Consider the following 17,223-nt stretch of genomic DNA (forward strand, 5'->3'; position numbering starts at 1 on the left):
CGTGGGAAGGTAAGGGGTTCATTCAGCGGCAGGGGCTGCGTCGGCTTTGACGCTGCGCGGCAGGCCCGCGCGCCACAGCGCGCCATGCAGGCTTTCGCCGTCCAGCCAGGCGGCCACCTTGGCGCGCAGGCGCAGCAGGGCCTCGATGTCCAGGCCCGTGTCGATGTCCATGGTGTCCAGCATGAAGGCCAGGTCTTCGGTGGAGGCATTGCCGCTGGCGCCGGGCGCATGGGGGCATCCGCCGATGCCGGCCAGCGTGGCGTCGAAGCGCGTGACGCCGGTCTGCAGGGCCGCATGCACATTGGCCAGCGCCAGGCCGCGCGTGTCGTGGAAGTGGCCGCACCAAAAGCGTTCGCCCGCAATGCGCCGCGCCTGCTCGAACAGCGATTGCACCTGGCCCGGCCCGCCATGGCCCACGGTGTCGGCCATGCTGACGCGGTCGGCCCCCGCGTCCAGCAAGGCCTGCATGCAGCGCAGCACCTCGGCCGGCTCCACCCGGCCCTGCAGCGTGCAGCCGAAGGCCGTGCCAATGCCGCCTTCGATCAGCATCTTCGAACCTGCGGCATCGCGTGCGGCACGCATGCGGGCCACCTCGGCCACGACCTCATCGGGCGTCTTGCGCAGGTTGGCCAGGCTGTGGGCATGGCTGGCCGACAGCGGCACCAGCATCAGGTCGGCCCCGCTGGCAAGGGCGCTTTCGGCTCCGCGCAGATTGGGCACCAGCACGGAGACGAACAGGCCCGGCAGCGTTCGGGCATAGGCCACCAGCTCGCCCGTGTCGGCCAGTTGCGGCAGCAGGCGTGCGGGGACAAAGGAGCCGACTTCGATCTCGCGCTGGCCGGCAGCGTAGGCGTCGCGTATCCATTCCTTCTTGCGCTCGGTGGACAGCACGGTCTGGATGCTTTGCAGGCCATCGCGCAGGCCGACCTCGCGGATGACGGCGGACTGCAGGGCACGGATGGGTTCTGGCATGGGAAGGTTCGCGTAGGGTGGTTTGTCTTGAATGGCACTTTAGACATTCCCACCAGCGTGCAGAAGCGATAATTTTTCGGCTCAGAGTTTCCCAAATGGAAATCCATAACCGCCATGAAAGACCTGGACCTGACCACCCTGCGGCTCTTTGTCGCGGCCTGCGACCTGGGCAACATCGCCCGCGCGGGCGAGCAGCAGCACATCGGCTCATCGGCCATCAGCAAGCGCATGGCGCTGCTGGAAGAGCAGGTGCAGGCCCCGCTGCTGGAGCGCCACCGCCGGGGCGTGGTGCCCACCGCAGCCGGGCTGATGCTGCTGGAGCATGCACGCGCCATGCTGGCCAGCGCCGACCGCGCGGCCCGCGACATGGCGGCCTACCAGCATGGCGTGAAGGGGCAGGTGCGGATACTGGCCTCGGTCTCATCGATTGCCGAGTCGCTGCCCGATGACATTGCGGCCTTTCTGCAAAAGCCCGAGCACGCGCAGATCCGCGTGGACATCGAGGAGCTGACCAGCAGCGAAATCATCCGATCCATCCGCGAAGGCCTGGCCCTGGTGGGCGTGTGCTGGAACGCGGCCGATCTGGAGGGCCTGCAGACCCTGCCCTACCGCTGCGACACCCTGGCCGTGGCCGTGCCGGCCGGCCACCCGCTGGCCTTGCGCGACAGCTGCAGCTTCAGCGAAACGCTGGATTGCGAGCATGTGGGCCTGCCCGCCTCCACGGCCGTCTACACCATGCTGGCGCGGGCGGCGGCCATCATCGGCCGGCCCCTCAATTACCGCGCCGTGGTCAGCTCCTTCGACGCCACGATCCGCTGCGTGCGCGCCGGCCTGGGCGTGGCCATCATGCCCAGGGAGATCCTGGGCATGGCGGGCTCCGGTCAGGGCGTGCAGGGCGTGCAGGGTGTGCAGGGTGTGCAGGGTGTGCAGGGTGTGCACATGGTGCCGCTCACCGATGCCTGGGCGCGGCGCCAGTTCGCCATCTGCTTCAGGGACGGCAGCCGGCTATCGCCTGCGGCGCGCACGCTGGTGGACTATCTGGCCGGGTGCGCGCAGGCGGGCTGAGCCGGCCTTGGGAGTTATCACGATTAATTGAAGTTTGCGTGATACATCCGCTACAGGGTCCCTCCAACAATGGGACCCATGAACACCGCCCTCATCACCCCTCAACCGGCACAGCCCCATGATGGCCAGCGCATCCACCCGCTGTGGCTGCGCCTGACGCATTGGCTTAATGCGCTGGCCGTGGTCATCCTGGTGACCAGCGGCTGGCGCATCTACAACGCGGCGCCGTTCTTTGATTTCACCTTTCCGGGCTCGATCACGCTGGGCGGCTGGCTGGGCGGGGCGCTGCAATGGCACTTCGCGGCCATGTGGCTGCTGGTGTTCAACGGGCTGCTGTACCTGCTGCTCAACATCGCCAGCGGCCGGTGGCTGCGCAAGTTCTTTCCCATCACGGTGCAGGGCGTGCGCCAGGACCTGTTGGCCGCCCTCAAGGGCCGGCTCTCGCACGCCGACCCGGCCCGCTACAACCATGTGCAAAAGCTGGCCTACCTGTTCGTGGTGCTGGACCTGGTGGTGATCGTGCTGTCGGGCCTGGTGCTGTGGAAGTCGGTGCAGTTTCCGCTGCTGCGCGAGTTGCTGGGCGGCTATGAATCCGCACGGCGCGTGCACTTCTTCGGCATGGCTGCGCTGGTCGCCTTTGTGGTGGTGCACCTGGCAATGGTCGCCCTGGTGCCCCGGACCTTCCTGACCATGATCCACGGCCGTGCGCCCAAGTCACCATGAAAATCTTCAAAGCCCCTTCCCTGCCCGGCGTCGATGGCGCGGCCGTGGTGCACGAGGCACGCTCGCTGATCGCCCGCAAGCTGGACCAGCCCGCACGCCGCGCCTTTTTGCAACGCTCGCTGACGCTGGGCGGCCTGTCCCTGCTCACGGGCTGCAGCATCAGCGATGACAGCCACGTCGAGGCCGCGCTCAATCAGGTATCGCGCTTCAACGATCGCGTGCAGGGCCTGCTGTTCAGCCCCACGCGGCTGGCGCCCACCTATTCAGCAGCCGAGATCACGCGCCCCTTCCCCTTCAATGCCTACTACGGCGAGGACGAGGTGCGCGAGGTGGACGAGGCCAGCTGGCGCCTGGAGGTGACCGGCATGGTCGCCGACCGCCATGCCTGGAGCCTGGCCGAGCTGCGCGCCATGCCGCAGGAAGAACAGATCACGCGCCATATCTGCGTGGAGGGCTGGAGCGCCATAGGCCGCTGGGGCGGCGTGCGTTTCGCCGATTTCCTGCGCCATATAGGCGCCGACACCAGCGCCAAGTACGTCGGCTTCAAGTGCGTGGACGACTACTTCACCAGCATCGACATGGCCACGGCCCTGCATCCGCAGACGCTGATGGCATTGACTTACGACGGGCAGCCCCTGCCGCCCAAATATGGCTTCCCGATGAAGCTTCGCATGCCCACCAAGCTGGGCTACAAGAACCCGAAGCACGTCCAGGCCATGTTCGTCACCAACACCTACTCCGGCGGCTACTGGGAAGACCAGGGCTACAACTGGTTCGGAGGCAGCTGAGCGGCCTCACAAGCCGCTGTGCTGCCAACGAAGGTGCGAGGCCGGGCCATGCAAGGCCGGCCACTTGTGCAACCTGCAAACCGCTAATCCAAAGGAAGACTCAAATGACCAAGTTCATCACCACCGTGCTCGCCGCCTGCCTCGCCTTGGCCGGCGCCACCTCGGCATTCGCTGCGGATGAGATGTCCAAGGACGGCATGTCCAAGGGCGCAATGACCAAGGATTCCATGTCCAAGGATGGGATGAAGAAGGACTCCATGTCCAAGGACGGGATGAAGAAGGATTCCATGTCCAAGGATGGAATGAAGAAGGACTCCATGCACAAGGACGGCATGCACAAGGATGGCATGTCCAAGGACGCAATGAAGAAGGACTCCATGGGCAAGGACGGAATGTCCAAGTAAGCCGGGGAACTCGCCTGTCCCGGCCGATGCCGCCCGGGCGGCCGGGCTGGCGGGGCTGCCGGCCATGGGACCAGGCGCAAAGCCGGGTCCTTTCTGTGCACCCCCCATGCCCGCTCCGAGGCAAGAGCGGGCTGGCAGACCTCAGCGGCGCTGGGGTGGGCGCTGGCCCGGGGCGCCGCCGGAGCGTTGCTCAATATGACGGAACGTGAGGCGGCCCTTGTTCAGGTCATAGGGCGACATCTCGAGCGTGACCTTGTCGCCGGCCAGCACGCGGATGCGGTGCTTGCGCATTTTTCCGCCGGTATAGGCGATGAGCTGGTGGCCGTTTTCCAGCGTTACGCGGAAGCGGGAATCAGGCAGCACTTCGTCTACCCGGCCTTGCATTTCGATCAGTTCTTCTTTAGCCAATGGGACTCCTGTGAGTACATGTTGAAAGGGGTGCGTCGCCGCAAGTTGCCGGTGCAGCACCATGCTGCGGCCTTGGGCCAGCGCAGGATGACCGCCGCACACAGGCAGCGGATCATCGGAAAAAAGGGAAAGAGGCCCCTGCAGGTGGCAGGGAGAGTGCGGGCCCGGGGAAGGGTGTTGGACCCGCGTGGTGCTCGCCGATGGGAGTGACAGTTGCGGACTTCGTCACAGTGGGCGGCCAACGGCAGTCCGGGGACTGCAAGAATGTCAGACGGGCACTGAGGAGGCGAACAACAAGGACAGCACCTCCAGCAGTATAGGTCAATTGCCGGACCCGCGTTGAAGCGGCGCCGGGTACCGCACCTGTACGGGGCGGCATTTTCCCTGCCGCGACTGGGGCAACTCGCAGTCGAACCGGAAGAAGTGCCCTCTCTTGGTGGTTGCCGCGGCATCGAAGCGGCCGCCGTCGGCCCGCCTCATGCCTTTCACCTATCCCAGCTTGGGCAGCAGGTTGAACAGCAGCACCATCAGCAGGCCCACAAAGGACACTATGGACTGCACCACGGTAATGGTCTTGGTGGCCTCGCCCATGCTCATGCCGAAGGACTCCTTCACCATCCAGAAGCCCGCGTGGTTGGCATAGTTGAAGAACAGCGAACCGCAGCCGATGGCCAGCGCCAGCAGCGGCACGTTCAGCGAAGGATCGGAGGCCGCCAGCGGCGCCAGCAGGCCCGCCGCGCCCACGATGCCCACGGTGGCCGAGCCGGTGGACACCGACAGCAGCATGGCGATCATCCACCCCAGCACCAGCGGAGGCAGGGCGAACTGCTGGGTCATGTGGACGATGGCATCGCCCACCTTGGCGCTGGTCAGGATCTGCTGGAAGGCACCGCCGCCCGCAATGATGAGCATGATGCCGGCGATGGGCTTGAGGCTCTGGCCCAGCGCGTCGCGCAGCTTCTCTGCATCGGCGCCGCGCAGATAGCCCAGGGTGATGGAGGCAAACACCACGCCCAGCAGCATGGCCACCAGCGGATTGCCCAGGAAGGCCGCCGCATGCAGCAGGCCCGAATCCTTGGGCAGCAGCACCTCGGCCAGCGCATGCACCAGCATCAGCAGCGCGGGCAGCAAGGCGCACAGCACGCCCATGCCGATGCTGGGCGCACTGCCCTCCCCGCCTTCCTTCTTGCCTGATGTGAACTGCTCCAGCAGGGCTGCATCGGGGCGCGTACTCATGCGCGGCGTGATGAAGGCGCCGTACAGCGGGCCACACAGCACCATGGCGGGAATCACGGCCAGAAAGCCGTACAGCATGGTCGGGCCGACCGTGGTGTGCAGCGTGGCAATGGCGGTGAGCGGGCCCGGGTGCGGCGGCACCATGCCGTGCATGGCGGCCAGCGCGGCGATCACGGGCACGCCCACATAGACATAGGCCGATCCCTTGAAGCGCTCATTGCTTTCCAGCTTGCGCGCCACGCTGAAGATCAGCGGCAGCATGACCACCAGCCCCACCTCGAAGAACATGGGAATGCCGATCACGAAGGCCACCAGGGTCATGGCCCAGGGAATCATGCGCTCGGACGTGCGCTGCAGGATGGCACCGGCCAGCCGCTCGGTGGTGCCGGAGTCCGCCAGGATCTTGCCCAGCATCGCGCCCAGGGCAATCACCACGCCCACCGCGCCCAGCGTCTTGCCGGCCCCGTTGGTTAGGTTCTTGACGATCTCGCCCGGCGCCATGCCGGTGGCAAAGCCCACGCCGATGGAAACCACCAGCAGCGCCAGCAGGGGATGAAGACGGATGCGCGAGACGATCAGCGCGACCAGGACCAGCACGCTGGCCAGCGCGATGAGCAGCAGTTGGGTATCGAATGAAGACATAGGAGGCTTGGAGTTGTGTTTTTATGATGGACGCCCGCACGCTGGGATGCATGCGGTTTCCAATCGCTGCAAATCCTATGCCTGACCCTGAAGGGGGCCTGTAGGCTCCAGGCTTGTTCGCAGGAGACTGGCTCAGAGCCGTGCCTCCCGTTCCACTACTGCAAGACCAATGAACAACCTCGGCTCCGCTGGCACTCTCGAAGTCTTTGTCAGAGCCCCCATCCAGCCGGAATTTGTGGATTTGGTGGCAGATGCGCGCGCAGCCATCGCCAGCGCCCTCGGCGAGGCGCTGGACAGCCTCTACCTGTATGGCAGCGTGGCGCGCGGCTGCGCGAGGGCGGGCTTCTCGGACCTGGACCTGACGATCGTGCTGGCCCGCCCCCTCTCCAGGCAGGAGAGCGCCCGGTTGGAACAATCGCGCCAGGACCTGCAACTACGTCACAAAGAAGTCGTGAAGATCGATTTCGACCTGAGCACTCTGCAAGAGGTGCTGGACCCGGCCCATCTCTACAGCTGGGGCTACTGGCTCAAGCATGAGTGCCGCTGCATCCATGGAGAAGACCTGGCGCAGCAGTTTGAGGCGTTCGAGCCGTCCAGGGCGATTGCACAGGCCGTCAATGGCGACTACGTGCAGGTGCTGAGCGACTACCTGCAGCGCATTGCTGCAACCCGGGACGACATGAAGGCCCTGCGCCTGCAACGCGAAGCCGCACGCAAGCTGATCCGGGCCACCAATGTGCTGCGCCCCTGCTCAGGGGGCTTCTGGCCGCGCACGCTGGAGGAGTTCGCCGATTGCTTTGCGCAGCTCCATCCGGAAATGGCGCAGTCCATGGCTTTCTTTCTGGCGCAGGCAAGGACGCCCGAGGCACCCAGAGCTCGTTTCAACGCAGAGCTTTCGGCCTTCATCAGCTGGATTCGGCGCCAGCGGGCTGCATCTACGGCAGTCTAGGTACCGGGCAACGCCAGGGCCCAAGCCGCCAAACGCTTGGCTGCCACAAAAGCTTCAAATCTCCGTCACCGCACCGTCACGCGCAGCGGGTGCAATGTAAACGTTTTCAAGAAATCGTTTACATCCATGAGCATCACCGAGGTTGCACGCCGCGCGGGCCTGTCCGTCGCCACTGTTTCGCGGGTTTTCAATTCGCCGGAGGTGGTCAATGCGCAAACGCGCAGCACGGTGCTGCGTGTGGCGCAGGAAGTGGGCTATGTGGCCAATGCCAGCGCCCGCACGCTGCGCACGCGCAGCAGCAAGGTGCTGGGCGTGGTGCTGCCCACGCTCACCAATCCGGTGTTTGCCGAGTGCCTGCAGGGCATTGCCTCGCAGGCGGCGCTGCGCGGCTACGCGATTTCGCCTTGCACCACCGAATACGACCACGCCGGTGAAGACGCGGCCACCACGCGGCTGCTGGCCAGCGGGGTGGATGCGCTGGTGCTGGTGGTCTCCAACCCTGGCGATTCGGCGGCGCTGGCGCGTGTGCGCCAGGCCGGCAAGCCCTATGTGCTGGCCTATCACCACACCCATGAGCATGCCTGCGTGGGCGTGGACAACACGGGCGCCGTCAGGGAGCTGGTGCTGCGCCTGGCTGCGGCAGGCCACAGCCGCATCGGCATGGTCACGGGCCAGTTGCAGGCGTCCGACCGCGCCCAGCAGCGCTGCCGTGGCTATGCGCTGGGCATGCAGGCCGCAGGCCTGTCGCCGCTGCCGGTCTGGGAGGTGCCCTTTGCCGCCACCGCCGTGCAGATGCTGCAGCAGCACCTGAGCGAGCAGGCGCCGCCCACGGCCATTGTCTGCAGCAACGATCTGCTGGCGATACGCACCATCCGCGCGGCATCGCTGGCCGGGTTCTCCGTGCCTGCGGACCTGAGCGTGGTCGGCTTTGACGGGATTGCCATGGCCGGCGATCTCACGCCTTCGCTGGCCTCGATTTCCCAGCCCAACCACGAGATCGGCTCGGCCTGCGTGCGCCTGCTGTGCGGTGCGCTGGCGGGCAAGAAAACCCTGGCCGCGCAGGACAGCCTGTGCCTGCCGCATGGCTGGCGCAGCGGCGAGTCCTGCCGGCTCTGAAACCAACAACAGCGGCCCGCGCAAGCCAAGGCCGCGCCCTTCCCTTCCCCACGCTCCCCCACCTCTTCGAGTACGCACCATGAAACTGACTGCCCTCCCCTTCAAGCTCTCCTTCAAGCGCCTTGCCCTGCTGGCCGCCACCACCGCCGTCTGCGGCACGGCGCTGGCCCAGAGCGCCATCTGCTACAACTGCCCGCCCGAATGGGCCGACTGGGGCACGCAGATCAAGGCCATCAAGGCCGATACCGGCATCACCGTGCCGCCCGACAACAAGAACTCCGGCCAGTCGCTGGCCCAGCTGGTGGCCGAGAAGGCCAGCCCCGTGGCCGATGTGACCTACCTGGGCGTGACCTTCGCCATCCAGGCGCAGAAAGACGGCGTGGTCGCCGCCTACAAGCCCGCCCACTGGGACCAGGTTCCCGCCGGCCTCAAGGACCCCAAGGGCGAGTGGGTGACCATCCATTCGGGCACGCTGGGCTTCATGGTCAACAAGGCGGCGCTGGGCGGCAAGCCCGTGCCGCAGTCCTGGGCAGACCTGCTCAAGCCCGAATACAAAGGCCTGGTGGGCTACCTGGACCCGGCCTCGGCCTTCGTGGGCTATGTGGGCGCCGTGGCCGTGAACCAGGCCATGGGCGGCACGCTGGACAACTTCCAGCCCGCCATCGACTACTTCAAGAAGCTGCAGAAGAACGAGCCCATCGTGCCCAAGCAGACCTCGTATGCACGCCTGCTGTCGGGCGAGATCGGCATCCTGCTGGACTACGACTTCAACGCCTACCGCGCCCGCTACAAAGACAAGGCCGACGTGGACTTCGTGATCCCCAAGGAAGGCACCGTGGTCATGCCCTATGTGATGAGCCTGGTGAACAAGGCGCCGCACACGGACAACGGCAAGAAGGTGCTGGACTATGTGCTGTCCGACAAGGGCCAGTCCATCTGGGCCAACGCCTACCTGCGCCCGGTGCGCGACGTGGCCCTGCCCAAGGAGGTGGCCGGCCATTTCCTGCCCGCCAGCGAGTACGCACGCGCCACCTCGGTGGACTACCAGAAGATGGCGGATGTGCAAAAGGGCTTCTCCACGCGCTACCTGCGTGAAGTGCGTTGAGCCAGGCGGACTGCATCGTGGGCATTTCCTCCCAAGCGCCAGGCGACTGGCGCGCCCGCGCGCTGCTGCTGGCCTGCAGCGCGCCGGCCGTGGCCTTCTTCGCGGCGTTCTGGCTGCTGCCGGCCGGCCTGCTGCTGGCGCTGCCGGCGCGTGAAGGCTGGCGCACCTATTTCGCCACCCTGACCGACGCGCTGTACCTGCAAAGCCTGCTGCAGACGCTGGCCCTGTCGCTGGCCGTGACCCTGGCCACGCTGCTGATCGGCGCGGTGATGGGCATTGCGCTGGCGCGCCACCGCTTCACGGGGCGCGGCCTGCTGCTGTCGCTGCTGACGCTGCCGCTGTCGTTTCCGGGCGTGATCATCGGCTTTTTCATCATCCTGCTGGGCGGGCGCCAGGGCGCGCTGGCCGACCTGTCGGTGGCCCTGGGCAGCGAGCGGATCACCTTCGCCTACGGGCTGCTGGGCCTGTTCCTGGGCTACCTGTACTTCTCGCTGCCGCGCGCCATTGCCTCCTACACGGCAGCGGCCGAGGCGCTGGACCCGCACCTGGAGGAGGCCGCGCGCTCGCTGGGCGGCAACGGCTGGCGCGTGGCGCGCGATGTGTGGTGGCCGCAGCTGCTGCCCACCACGCTGGCCTGCGGCGCCATCGTGTTCGCCACCTCGGTCGGCGCCTTCGGCACGGCCTTCACCCTGTCGAGCAAGTTCGAGGTGCTGCCCATCACCATCTACAACGAGTTCACCAACTACGCCAACTTCGCCCTGGCCGCCAGCCTGTCGATCAGCCTGGGGCTGATCACCTGGCTGGTGCTGTGGCTGTCGCGGCGCTGGGCGGGTCCGGCCGCCACAGGAGTCTGACCATGCGGACTACACAAAAAAATAGCCCCCACGCTGCCCTTGCAGCGCAAGGTCCGCTGCCACCCGAAGGGGCCGCTTTTTGCCTTGGGGCGGCCCGGCGGCCAAAAATGCCGCCGCTGATGTGGCTGGTGACGGCCACCGTCACCGTGTTCATGCTGGCGCCCATGCTGCTGTCGGTGCTGGCCGGGCTGGTGCAGAACTACGGCCAGGGCCTGTCCAGCGGATTGACCACGCGCTGGCTGGCCGAGGTCTGGGCCGGCTACGGCAATACCGTGCTGATGTCGCTGCTGCTGGCCTGCGCCTGCGTGGCCATGACCTTGGTGCTGGGCGTGCCCTGCGCCTATGCGCTGGCGCGCAGCCGCTCGCCCTGGGCCCGGCATTTCGAGGAGCTGCTGACCCTGCCCGTGGCCATTCCGGGCCTGGCCAGCGCCCTGGCCCTGCTGCTGGCCTATGGCAGCGTGGCCGCCTTCCGCCAGAGCTTTGCCTTCATCCTGGTGGGCCATGTGGTGTTCACCCTGCCCTTCATGGTGCGCATGGTGGGCTCGGCACTGCGCCGCCAGGAGCTGGTGGCGCTGGAGGAGGCTGCGCGCAGCCTGGGCGCCTCGTTCGCGCAGCGCTTCCTGGGCGTGCTGGTGCCTGCCGTGCTGCCTGCCATCGTGGCTGCCTGCCTGATGGTGTTCACCCTGTCCATGGGCGAGTTCAACCTGACCTGGATGCTGCACACGCCGCTGACGCGCACCCTGCCCGTGGGCCTGGCCGACAGCTATGCGTCCATGCGCATCGAGGTGGGCTCGGCCTACACCCTCATCTTCCTCATCGTCATCCTGCCCGTGATGTGGCTGCTGCAGGCGCTGGGGCATTTCATCGAGAAGCATTATGGAAAGTAACAGCGTCGCCATCGACATCCGGCAGTGCGCTAAGACCTATGCCGACGGAACGCGCGGCCTGCAGGCCACCGACCTGCGCGTGGAGCCCGGCGAGGTGCTGGCCCTGCTCGGACCCTCGGGCTGCGGCAAGACCACGCTGCTGCGCATCATCGCGGGGCTGGAGACGCCGGATGCGGGCAGCCGCATCGCCTTCGGCGACACCGACGTCACCCGCGTGCCCATAGAAAAGCGCCAGGTGGGCATGGTGTTCCAGCACTACGCGCTGTTCCCGCAGATGAGCGTGCAGGCCAACATAGCCTACGGCCTGCGCATACGCGGCGTGTCCGAGCAGGAGCAGCGCCGCGTGGTGGGCGAACTGGTGGACTTGGTGCGCCTGAACGGCCTGGAGCACAAGCGCCCGGCCGAACTGTCCGGCGGCCAGCGCCAGCGCGTGGCCCTGGCCCGCGCCGTGGCATCGCGGCCGCGCGTGCTGCTGCTGGACGAGCCGCTGACCGCGCTGGACGCCAAGCTCAAGGAAACCCTGCGCGACGAGCTGGCCCAGCTGCTGCGCCAGCTGCGCATCACCGCCGTCCACGTCACGCACGACCAGCAGGAGGCCATGGCCATTGCCGACCGCATGGCCGTGATGCAGGCAGGCCGCATCCTGCAGGTGGGCGACGGTGAGAGCCTGTACCGCCGCCCGGCCCATCCCTTTGTCGCCACCTTCCTGGGGCGCGTGAACCAGGTCGAACGCAGCGAAGACGATGCGCGCAGCAACCGGCTGGCGCTGGCCGGCATGGAGCTGGCCTGCCCGGCCGAATGCACGGGCGCGGCCCGGCTGCTGCTGCGTCCTGAAGACATCGAGGTCTGCGCCGCCGGCACGCCGGGCGCCGTGCCCGCATCGGTGGCGCGCCGCGTCTTCCTGGGCGACCGCCTGCAGCTCACGCTGGAGCTGGCGGGCCACACGCCGCTGATGGCCGACGTGGCCCGCGACCACGCCGCGCAATCGGGCGACCGCGTGGCCTTGCGCATCGCCCCCCACCAATGGATGCCCAACCATGCCCACGCCTGAAACCCTGCGCCCCTCCATGACCACCTTCCTGGCCCAGCTCACCGACCTGCACATCCGCGAACCCGGCCGCCTGACCTACCGCCGCATCGATACCGCCCAATACCTGGAGCGCACGGTGCAAAGCGTGCTGGCCCTGCCCCAGCAGCCGCACGCCCTGGTGATCACCGGCGACCTGACCGACTTCGGCCGGCCTGCCGAATACGCCCACCTGCGCAGCCTGCTGGCACCGCTGGGCACGCTTCCCGTCTACCTGCTGCCCGGCAACCACGATGACCGCGACGCGCTGCGCACCGCCTTTCCCGAGCATCCCTGGCTGCGCAGCGAAGGCTTCATCCAGTACGCCGTGGACATCGGCGATCTGCGGCTGATCGCGCTGGACACCGTGGTGCCCGGCCACAGCGAGGGCGCGCTGTGCGAGGAGCGCCTGCAATGGCTGGAGCTGCAACTGGCCGCCAGCGAGGGCCGCTCCGTGGTGATCGCCATGCACCACCCGCCCTTCGAGACCCTGATAGGCCACATGGACAAGATCGGCCTGCTGCAGGGTGCACAGGCGCTGGAAGACCTGGTGCGCCGCCACCCCAACGTGCAGCGCGTCATCTGCGGCCACCTGCACCGCAGCATCCAGGTCGCCTTTGGCGGCACGGTGGCCATGACCTCGCCTGCGCCCGCCCACCAGGTCTGCCTGGACCTGGCGCCCGACGCCGCATCGGCCTGGACGCTGGAGCCGCCCGGCTTCATGCTGCACGCCCTGCCGCCCGGCGGCCGGCTGGTCAGCCATGCCGTGGCCAGCGGCCAGTTTGACGGACCGCACCCGTTCTGGGATGCGCAGGGGCGGCTGATCGACTGAGCTCGGACGCGCGCGGCCCTGGTGAAAGCCGACGAGAATATCCGCCATGGATATCAACAACATCAAGGGCCGCCTGGACTTCCTGCGCGAGGCGGAAAAGCTCAAGAGCGTGCTGCGCAGCGCCCACACCTCCACCGGCCGCACCGAAAGCACGGCCGAGCACAGCTGGCGCCTGTGCCTGATGGCCATCGCTTTCGAGGACCAGTTCGCACAGCTGGACATGCTCAAGCTGCTCAAGCTGTGCGTGATCCACGACCTGGGCGAGGCCATCCACGGCGACATCCCCGCTGTGGAAAAGAACCAGCACCCCGACAAGAGCGCGCAGGAAAAGGCCGACCTGCTGCACCTGACCCGCTCGCTGCAGCCCGGGCACCGCGACGCCATCATGGCCCTGTGGCAGGAGTACGAAGACGCCGCCACCCCCGAGGCCCGCGCCGTCAAGGCCCTGGACAAGCTGGAGACCATCCTGCAGCACAACCAGGGGATCAATCCGCAGGATTTCGACTACGGCTTCAACCTGGGCTACGGCAGGAAGTACACGGGCGCCGATCCTCTGTTCGCCCAGGTGCGCAGCCTGCTCGACGAGGACACGCGCCAGAAAATGGGCGCCGCCGCGCAGGACGCCAGCGCGACCTAGCTGCGCCAGCGCCCCTGTGGCCGCGTCAGCGGCCCGCGCCGACCCGCTGGCGCCGCCCCAGCCCCATCCATCCGATGGCTGCAGCCAGCAGGCTCAGGACCACAAGGGCTGTGTGCTGCAGCGTCGGCACGGGGGTCACCTGGCCACCGCCGGGGAAAGCCGCCACCGTATTGATGGACGCGGAAGCCATGCACGGCACCGTTCCCACGACCTGCCCTGCTTGCATGCACTGCACCGACGGGTCCCCGGCATCCACCGTGGCCACATTGGTAATGGTTGCGGGCGCCGGGTTGGACACGCTGGCCATCACGGTGAACACCAGCGAGTCTCCTGCCGCGAACACGGGCACCGTGACCGCCAGCGATCCGGAGCCTGACGCCACGGGACATGGCGTGCTGGCGCCGGGCGTACAGGTCCAGGTGGCGCGCTCCAGGCCGGCAGGCAGGCTGTCGGCAATCTGCGCCTGGGTGGCGGCCACGGTCCCCGTATTCCTGACGGTGATGGTGTAGCGCACCTCCTGCCCCGCCTGCACCTGGCCTGCGGGCGAGATGCTGTGGGTCAACGACAGGGCAGGATGCACGGCCTCCCTGTGCCAGGACATGACGTTCTGGTTTTGCACGGGCGCCCCGGTCCACGCAACGGACACGCCGTTGTCGGGCATCTCATAGGTCCCCAGACAGGTGTCGCTCTCACCCGAATGGCTGACCTGCTGGGATGTTTCCGAAAACAGGGAAGCGCACATCGCGTTGTTCACGGCCGCCACCTGTTCCGTGGCCATTTCAAACCGGCTCAGCATATCCACATCATTGGGAGATCCACCCGGGCCAACGCCATTGATGGAGCGGTGCGGATTGTTTCCCGTCAGCCAGCGTTGAAGGTGGATTCTGTTTCTCACGATATTGGACCCACTGTCCGTGGAAACCCTGAAAATGAATGCGCGCACATCCGGATCGGCACTGCTGTAGGTGTTCAATCCGTCCGAGAAACTATAGGAAGTGACCAGCGCCCTTATTTCGCTCTCGTCCAGGTCGGGCTGCAAGGGTGCGGCCGTTTCAAACCAGCCGGCCAGGCGGGCGGTCCTCGGAAAATCCTGGCATGAGCCGTGAGGCCCCAGGGGACAAGCCGTGCGATCCTGGAAATCCGAGTAGGAGGTTCTCATCTCCCCGAAGTAACGCGTCACTTGCGCGCTGGCGGGTGGGCAGGCCGAGATTGCTGCACCGGCCATCAAGGCAGCCATGAGGGCGTGATTTTTCATAGAACTCCCAGCAATATATAGATTTGAGCTATCAAGTTATCACTGGCATTGAACTTTAAAAATCACCAATCCCAAAAATTCACCATTCAATGACAAATATTTGCAATACCGCCATTGGAATGGAACTCCAAGTTGTCGTCCTGCCTACTTTTCAACGGAGAGCGCCGATGAATGCGGAACTCCATAACAACCGATCTGCCGTCCAATATCCATTTGGATGGGATCGCACAATACCCCATTTGAATCAAATCTATTGTGACAAACGTTTCAAACAGTAAATAACAATAAGGAATGGCAGTAGATCCGACCCTGGAACGCCGAGGACGGCTCCCTCACCGATCCACAGGCAGCGCCAGCGTCTCCTTGACCTCTTCCATCACCACATAGCTGTGCGACTCGGCCGGCACGGGCAGTTTCTTGAGGATGTCGCCCAGCAGGCGGCGGTACTCGCGCATGCCGCCCAGGCGGGCCTTGACCAGGTAGTCGAAGCTGCCCGAGACCAGGAAGCACTCCAGCACGTCGGGCACGTGCAGCAGTTCCTGGCGCACCTTGTCGAAGACCTCGCCCGATTTGGACGACAGCTTGATCTCCACGAACACCAGCAGCGTCTTGCCCAGCGCCTCGGGCGACAGATGGGCGTAGTAGCCGGTGATCACGCCATCGCGCTCCAGGCGGCGCACGCGCTCCGAGCAGGGCGTGGCCGAGAGGCTGACCTGCTCGGCCAGCTCGGTCATGGAGATGCGGCCGTCGCGCTGCAGGATGTCGAGGATCTTGCGGTCGGTGCGGTCGAGCACGCGGTTTTCACTTCTGGCGGCCATGGCGGTGCTTCCCGGGGATGATCAATCACTGGAGATTATCAATATTTCAGTGGTTTCCACTGCCTCATCGTCAATAGACTTTGATTTCATCTTGTTGACCTGGCGGTGAATCCCATGAAAGTCCTTGTTCTTGGCGGCGGTGTCATCGGCGTGACCAGTGCGTACTACCTGGCGCGGGCCGGTGCCGAGGTCACGGTGCTGGACCGGCAGGATGCGCCCGCGTCCGAAACCAGCTTTGCCAACGCGGGCCAGGTCTCGCCCGGCTACTCCACGCCCTGGGCGGCGCCCGGCATTCCGCTCAAGGCCCTGAAGTGGATGCTGCAGGAACACGCGCCGCTGGCCGTGCGCCTGGACGGCAGCCTGTTCCAGCTGCGCTGGATGGCGCAGATGCTGCGCAACTGCTCTGCCCAGCGCTACGCCGTCAACAAGGAACGCATGATGCGCGTGGCCGAGTACAGCCGCAGCTGCCTGCAGCAGTTGCGCGCCGACACCGGCATCGCCTACGAGCAGCGCACGGGCGGAACGCTGCAGCTGTTCCGCACCCAGGCCCAGCTGGACGCCGTGGAGCGCGATGTGGCCGTGCTGCGCGAATGCGCCGTGCCCTATGAACTGCTGGACCGCGACCAGCTGGCCCAGGTGGAACCCGCGCTGGCCCAGGCGCGCGACCGGCTGACCGGCGGCCTGCGCCTGCCCAAGGACGAGACCGGCGACTGCCACCGCTTCACCAATGAATTGGCCCGCATCGCCACCGGCCTGGGCGTGGAGTTGCGCTTCAACCAGAACGTGGATGGCCTGGTGGTCGAAGGCGGCCGCATTGCCGGCGTGCGCGTCAATGGCGAACTGCTGACCGCCGACCGCTACGTGATGGCCTTCGGCAGCTACTCGCGCCAGGCGCTGGAGCCGCTGGGGCTGGACCTGCCCGTCTACCCCGTCAAGGGCTATTCGCTCACCGTGCCGCTGGGCAACCCGGCGCTGGCGCCGCAGTCCACCGTGCTGGACGAGACCTACAAGATTGCCGTCACCCGTTTTGACGACCGCATCCGCGTGGGCGGCATGGCCGAGCTGGGCGGCTTCGACCTGCGCCTGGACCCGCGCCGCCGCGCCACGCTGGAGCTGGTGGTCAACGACCTGTTCCCGGGCGGCGATGTGGCGCGCGCCAGCTTCTGGACCGGGCTGCGGCCCATGACGCCGGACGGCACGCCCATCATCGGCGCCACGCGCTACTCCAACCTGTTCCTGAACACCGGCCACGGCACGCTGGGCTGGACCATGGCCTGCGGCTCGGGCCGGCTGATCGCCGACCTGATCACCGGCCGCAGCCCCGAAATCAGCACCGACGGCCTGGCCCTGGACCGCTACACGCACCGGCCGGCCCGGCACCTGGGGGGCAGCTCCACGCCAGTCTCTGCCTGAGCGCAAGACACCTTGAACATCTGAGGCCAGCCTGCACCGGCCCTGCGTTACGG

18 protein-coding genes are annotated in these 17,223 nt (G+C 66.5%); 13 read left to right on the forward strand and 5 right to left on the reverse strand.

From position 1 onward, the window contains the following. Window positions 1-18: 18 nt before the first annotated feature. Entirely contained in the window at window positions 19-972 is a 954-nt protein-coding gene (locus ACRSCF_RS17105; protein ID WP_034367218.1) for a hydroxymethylglutaryl-CoA lyase, read from the reverse strand. A 114-nt stretch (window positions 973-1,086) separates the two neighbouring features. Here ACRSCF_RS17105 and ACRSCF_RS17110 point away from each other — a divergent pair, with 114 nt between their 5' ends. The 4 genes from ACRSCF_RS17110 (at window position 1,087) to ACRSCF_RS17125 (ending at window position 3,952) form a co-directional block, all read left to right on the forward strand. After that, entirely contained in the window at window positions 1,087-2,037 is a 951-nt protein-coding gene (locus ACRSCF_RS17110; protein ID WP_432675067.1) for a LysR family transcriptional regulator, read from the forward strand. A 69-nt stretch (window positions 2,038-2,106) separates the two neighbouring features. After that, window positions 2,107-2,760, forward strand: coding sequence for a cytochrome b/b6 domain-containing protein (locus ACRSCF_RS17115; protein WP_034367221.1), 654 nt, complete (start codon window positions 2,107-2,109; stop codon window positions 2,758-2,760). After that, entirely contained in the window at window positions 2,757-3,548 is a 792-nt protein-coding gene (locus ACRSCF_RS17120) for a molybdopterin-dependent oxidoreductase (RefSeq protein ID WP_034367224.1), read from the forward strand. The genes ACRSCF_RS17115 and ACRSCF_RS17120 overlap by 4 nt, the downstream gene beginning before the upstream one ends. 104 nt (window positions 3,549-3,652) lie before the next feature. Beyond that, window positions 3,653-3,952: a pentapeptide MXKDX repeat protein gene (locus ACRSCF_RS17125; protein WP_034367227.1), complete on the forward strand. Its 300-nt coding sequence runs from the start codon at window positions 3,653-3,655 to the stop codon at window positions 3,950-3,952. Window positions 3,953-4,093: 141 nt separating this feature from the next. Here ACRSCF_RS17125 and infA read toward each other — a convergent pair whose 3' ends face one another. Together infA and ACRSCF_RS17135 are read right to left on the reverse strand one after the other, a co-directional pair. Continuing rightward, a complete protein-coding gene (gene infA / locus ACRSCF_RS17130; protein WP_016448120.1) occupies window positions 4,094-4,360 on the reverse strand; it encodes a translation initiation factor IF-1 in 267 nt (88 codons plus the stop codon). 489 nt (window positions 4,361-4,849) lie between these two features. Beyond that, the gene (locus ACRSCF_RS17135) at window positions 4,850-6,238 is read right to left on the reverse strand and encodes a GntP family permease (protein WP_034367230.1); all 1,389 of its coding nucleotides are present in this window, start codon (window positions 6,236-6,238) and stop codon (window positions 4,850-4,852) included. Between the two features lie 169 nt (window positions 6,239-6,407). Between ACRSCF_RS17135 and ACRSCF_RS17140 the strand changes: the two genes are divergently transcribed. The 8 genes from ACRSCF_RS17140 to ACRSCF_RS17175 all read left to right on the forward strand — a co-directional run bounded on the left by ACRSCF_RS17140 (window position 6,408) and on the right by ACRSCF_RS17175 (window position 13,684). Beyond that, entirely contained in the window at window positions 6,408-7,187 is a 780-nt protein-coding gene (locus tag ACRSCF_RS17140; RefSeq protein ID WP_034367233.1) for a nucleotidyltransferase domain-containing protein, read from the forward strand. 126 nt (window positions 7,188-7,313) lie between these two features. Next, complete coding sequence (locus ACRSCF_RS17145; protein WP_244386215.1) at window positions 7,314-8,303, forward strand: LacI family DNA-binding transcriptional regulator; 990 nt, start codon at window positions 7,314-7,316, stop codon at window positions 8,301-8,303. 79 nt (window positions 8,304-8,382) lie between these two features. Continuing rightward, window positions 8,383-9,408, forward strand: a complete 1,026-nt coding sequence (locus ACRSCF_RS17150) for an ABC transporter substrate-binding protein (RefSeq protein ID WP_017407209.1) — start codon at window positions 8,383-8,385, stop codon at window positions 9,406-9,408. Continuing rightward, window positions 9,405-10,262, forward strand: coding sequence for an ABC transporter permease (locus tag ACRSCF_RS17155; protein ID WP_244386217.1), 858 nt, complete (start codon window positions 9,405-9,407; stop codon window positions 10,260-10,262). Before ACRSCF_RS17150 ends, ACRSCF_RS17155 begins: the two co-directional genes overlap by 4 nt. 119 nt (window positions 10,263-10,381) lie before the next feature. Beyond that, the gene (locus ACRSCF_RS17160; protein ID WP_034347925.1) at window positions 10,382-11,149 is read left to right on the forward strand and encodes an ABC transporter permease; all 768 of its coding nucleotides are present in this window, start codon (window positions 10,382-10,384) and stop codon (window positions 11,147-11,149) included. Beyond that, window positions 11,139-12,200, forward strand: coding sequence for an ABC transporter ATP-binding protein (locus ACRSCF_RS17165; protein ID WP_016448130.1), 1,062 nt, complete (start codon window positions 11,139-11,141; stop codon window positions 12,198-12,200). The genes ACRSCF_RS17160 and ACRSCF_RS17165 overlap by 11 nt, the downstream gene beginning before the upstream one ends. Further along, complete coding sequence (locus tag ACRSCF_RS17170; RefSeq protein WP_244386219.1) at window positions 12,187-13,047, forward strand: phosphodiesterase; 861 nt, start codon at window positions 12,187-12,189, stop codon at window positions 13,045-13,047. Before ACRSCF_RS17165 ends, ACRSCF_RS17170 begins: the two co-directional genes overlap by 14 nt. A gap of 46 nt (window positions 13,048-13,093) precedes the next feature. Continuing rightward, window positions 13,094-13,684 (forward strand): HD domain-containing protein, encoded by a 591-nt coding sequence (locus tag ACRSCF_RS17175; RefSeq protein ID WP_016448132.1) that lies wholly within the window; start codon window positions 13,094-13,096, stop codon window positions 13,682-13,684. A 25-nt stretch (window positions 13,685-13,709) separates the two neighbouring features. Here the strand turns inward: ACRSCF_RS17175 and ACRSCF_RS17180 are convergent, their stop codons facing one another. Together ACRSCF_RS17180 and ACRSCF_RS17185 are read right to left on the reverse strand one after the other, a co-directional pair. After that, on the reverse strand, window positions 13,710-14,462 hold the full coding sequence (locus ACRSCF_RS17180) for an IPTL-CTERM sorting domain-containing protein (RefSeq protein WP_244386221.1): 753 nt from the start codon (window positions 14,460-14,462) through the stop codon (window positions 13,710-13,712). A gap of 809 nt (window positions 14,463-15,271) precedes the next feature. Beyond that, window positions 15,272-15,757, reverse strand: a complete 486-nt coding sequence (locus ACRSCF_RS17185; RefSeq protein WP_034367238.1) for a winged helix-turn-helix transcriptional regulator — start codon at window positions 15,755-15,757, stop codon at window positions 15,272-15,274. Window positions 15,758-15,871: 114 nt separating this feature from the next. On the opposite strand from ACRSCF_RS17185, the gene ACRSCF_RS17190 reads away from it, so the two are divergent. Then, complete coding sequence (locus ACRSCF_RS17190) at window positions 15,872-17,170, forward strand: D-amino acid dehydrogenase (RefSeq protein ID WP_016448135.1); 1,299 nt, start codon at window positions 15,872-15,874, stop codon at window positions 17,168-17,170. Window positions 17,171-17,223: the final 53 nt, after the last annotated feature.

The sequence above is a fragment of the Delftia sp. 11MD genome (assembly GCF_050907895.1).
Lineage (GTDB): Bacteria > Pseudomonadota > Gammaproteobacteria > Burkholderiales > Burkholderiaceae_C > Comamonas > Comamonas tsuruhatensis.

What these genes read in the sequence shown, in the direction of transcription:
- ACRSCF_RS17140 (WP_034367233.1), top strand. Translation starts at nt 6,408, where the DNA reads ATGAACAACCTCGGCTCCGCTGGCACTCTCGAAGTCTTTGTCAGAGCC.
- ACRSCF_RS17190 (WP_016448135.1), top strand. Translation starts at nt 15,872, where the DNA reads ATGAAAGTCCTTGTTCTTGGCGGCGGTGTCATCGGCGTGACCAGTGCG.
- ACRSCF_RS17145 (WP_244386215.1), top strand. Translation starts at nt 7,314, where the DNA reads ATGAGCATCACCGAGGTTGCACGCCGCGCGGGCCTGTCCGTCGCCACT.
- ACRSCF_RS17160 (WP_034347925.1), top strand. Translation starts at nt 10,382, where the DNA reads ATGTGGCTGGTGACGGCCACCGTCACCGTGTTCATGCTGGCGCCCATG.
- ACRSCF_RS17165 (WP_016448130.1), top strand. Translation starts at nt 11,139, where the DNA reads ATGGAAAGTAACAGCGTCGCCATCGACATCCGGCAGTGCGCTAAGACC.
- ACRSCF_RS17115 (WP_034367221.1), top strand. Translation starts at nt 2,107, where the DNA reads ATGGGACCCATGAACACCGCCCTCATCACCCCTCAACCGGCACAGCCC.
- ACRSCF_RS17175 (WP_016448132.1), top strand. Translation starts at nt 13,094, where the DNA reads ATGGATATCAACAACATCAAGGGCCGCCTGGACTTCCTGCGCGAGGCG.
- ACRSCF_RS17180 (WP_244386221.1), bottom strand. Translation starts at nt 14,462, where the DNA reads ATGGCCACGGAACAGGTGGCGGCCGTGAACAACGCGATGTGCGCTTCC.
- ACRSCF_RS17125 (WP_034367227.1), top strand. Translation starts at nt 3,653, where the DNA reads ATGACCAAGTTCATCACCACCGTGCTCGCCGCCTGCCTCGCCTTGGCC.
- ACRSCF_RS17105 (WP_034367218.1), bottom strand. Translation starts at nt 972, where the DNA reads ATGCCAGAACCCATCCGTGCCCTGCAGTCCGCCGTCATCCGCGAGGTC.
- ACRSCF_RS17150 (WP_017407209.1), top strand. Translation starts at nt 8,383, where the DNA reads ATGAAACTGACTGCCCTCCCCTTCAAGCTCTCCTTCAAGCGCCTTGCC.
- ACRSCF_RS17110 (WP_432675067.1), top strand. Translation starts at nt 1,087, where the DNA reads ATGAAAGACCTGGACCTGACCACCCTGCGGCTCTTTGTCGCGGCCTGC.
- ACRSCF_RS17185 (WP_034367238.1), bottom strand. Translation starts at nt 15,757, where the DNA reads ATGGCCGCCAGAAGTGAAAACCGCGTGCTCGACCGCACCGACCGCAAG.
- ACRSCF_RS17120 (WP_034367224.1), top strand. Translation starts at nt 2,757, where the DNA reads ATGAAAATCTTCAAAGCCCCTTCCCTGCCCGGCGTCGATGGCGCGGCC.
- ACRSCF_RS17135 (WP_034367230.1), bottom strand. Translation starts at nt 6,238, where the DNA reads ATGTCTTCATTCGATACCCAACTGCTGCTCATCGCGCTGGCCAGCGTG.
- ACRSCF_RS17170 (WP_244386219.1), top strand. Translation starts at nt 12,187, where the DNA reads ATGCCCACGCCTGAAACCCTGCGCCCCTCCATGACCACCTTCCTGGCC.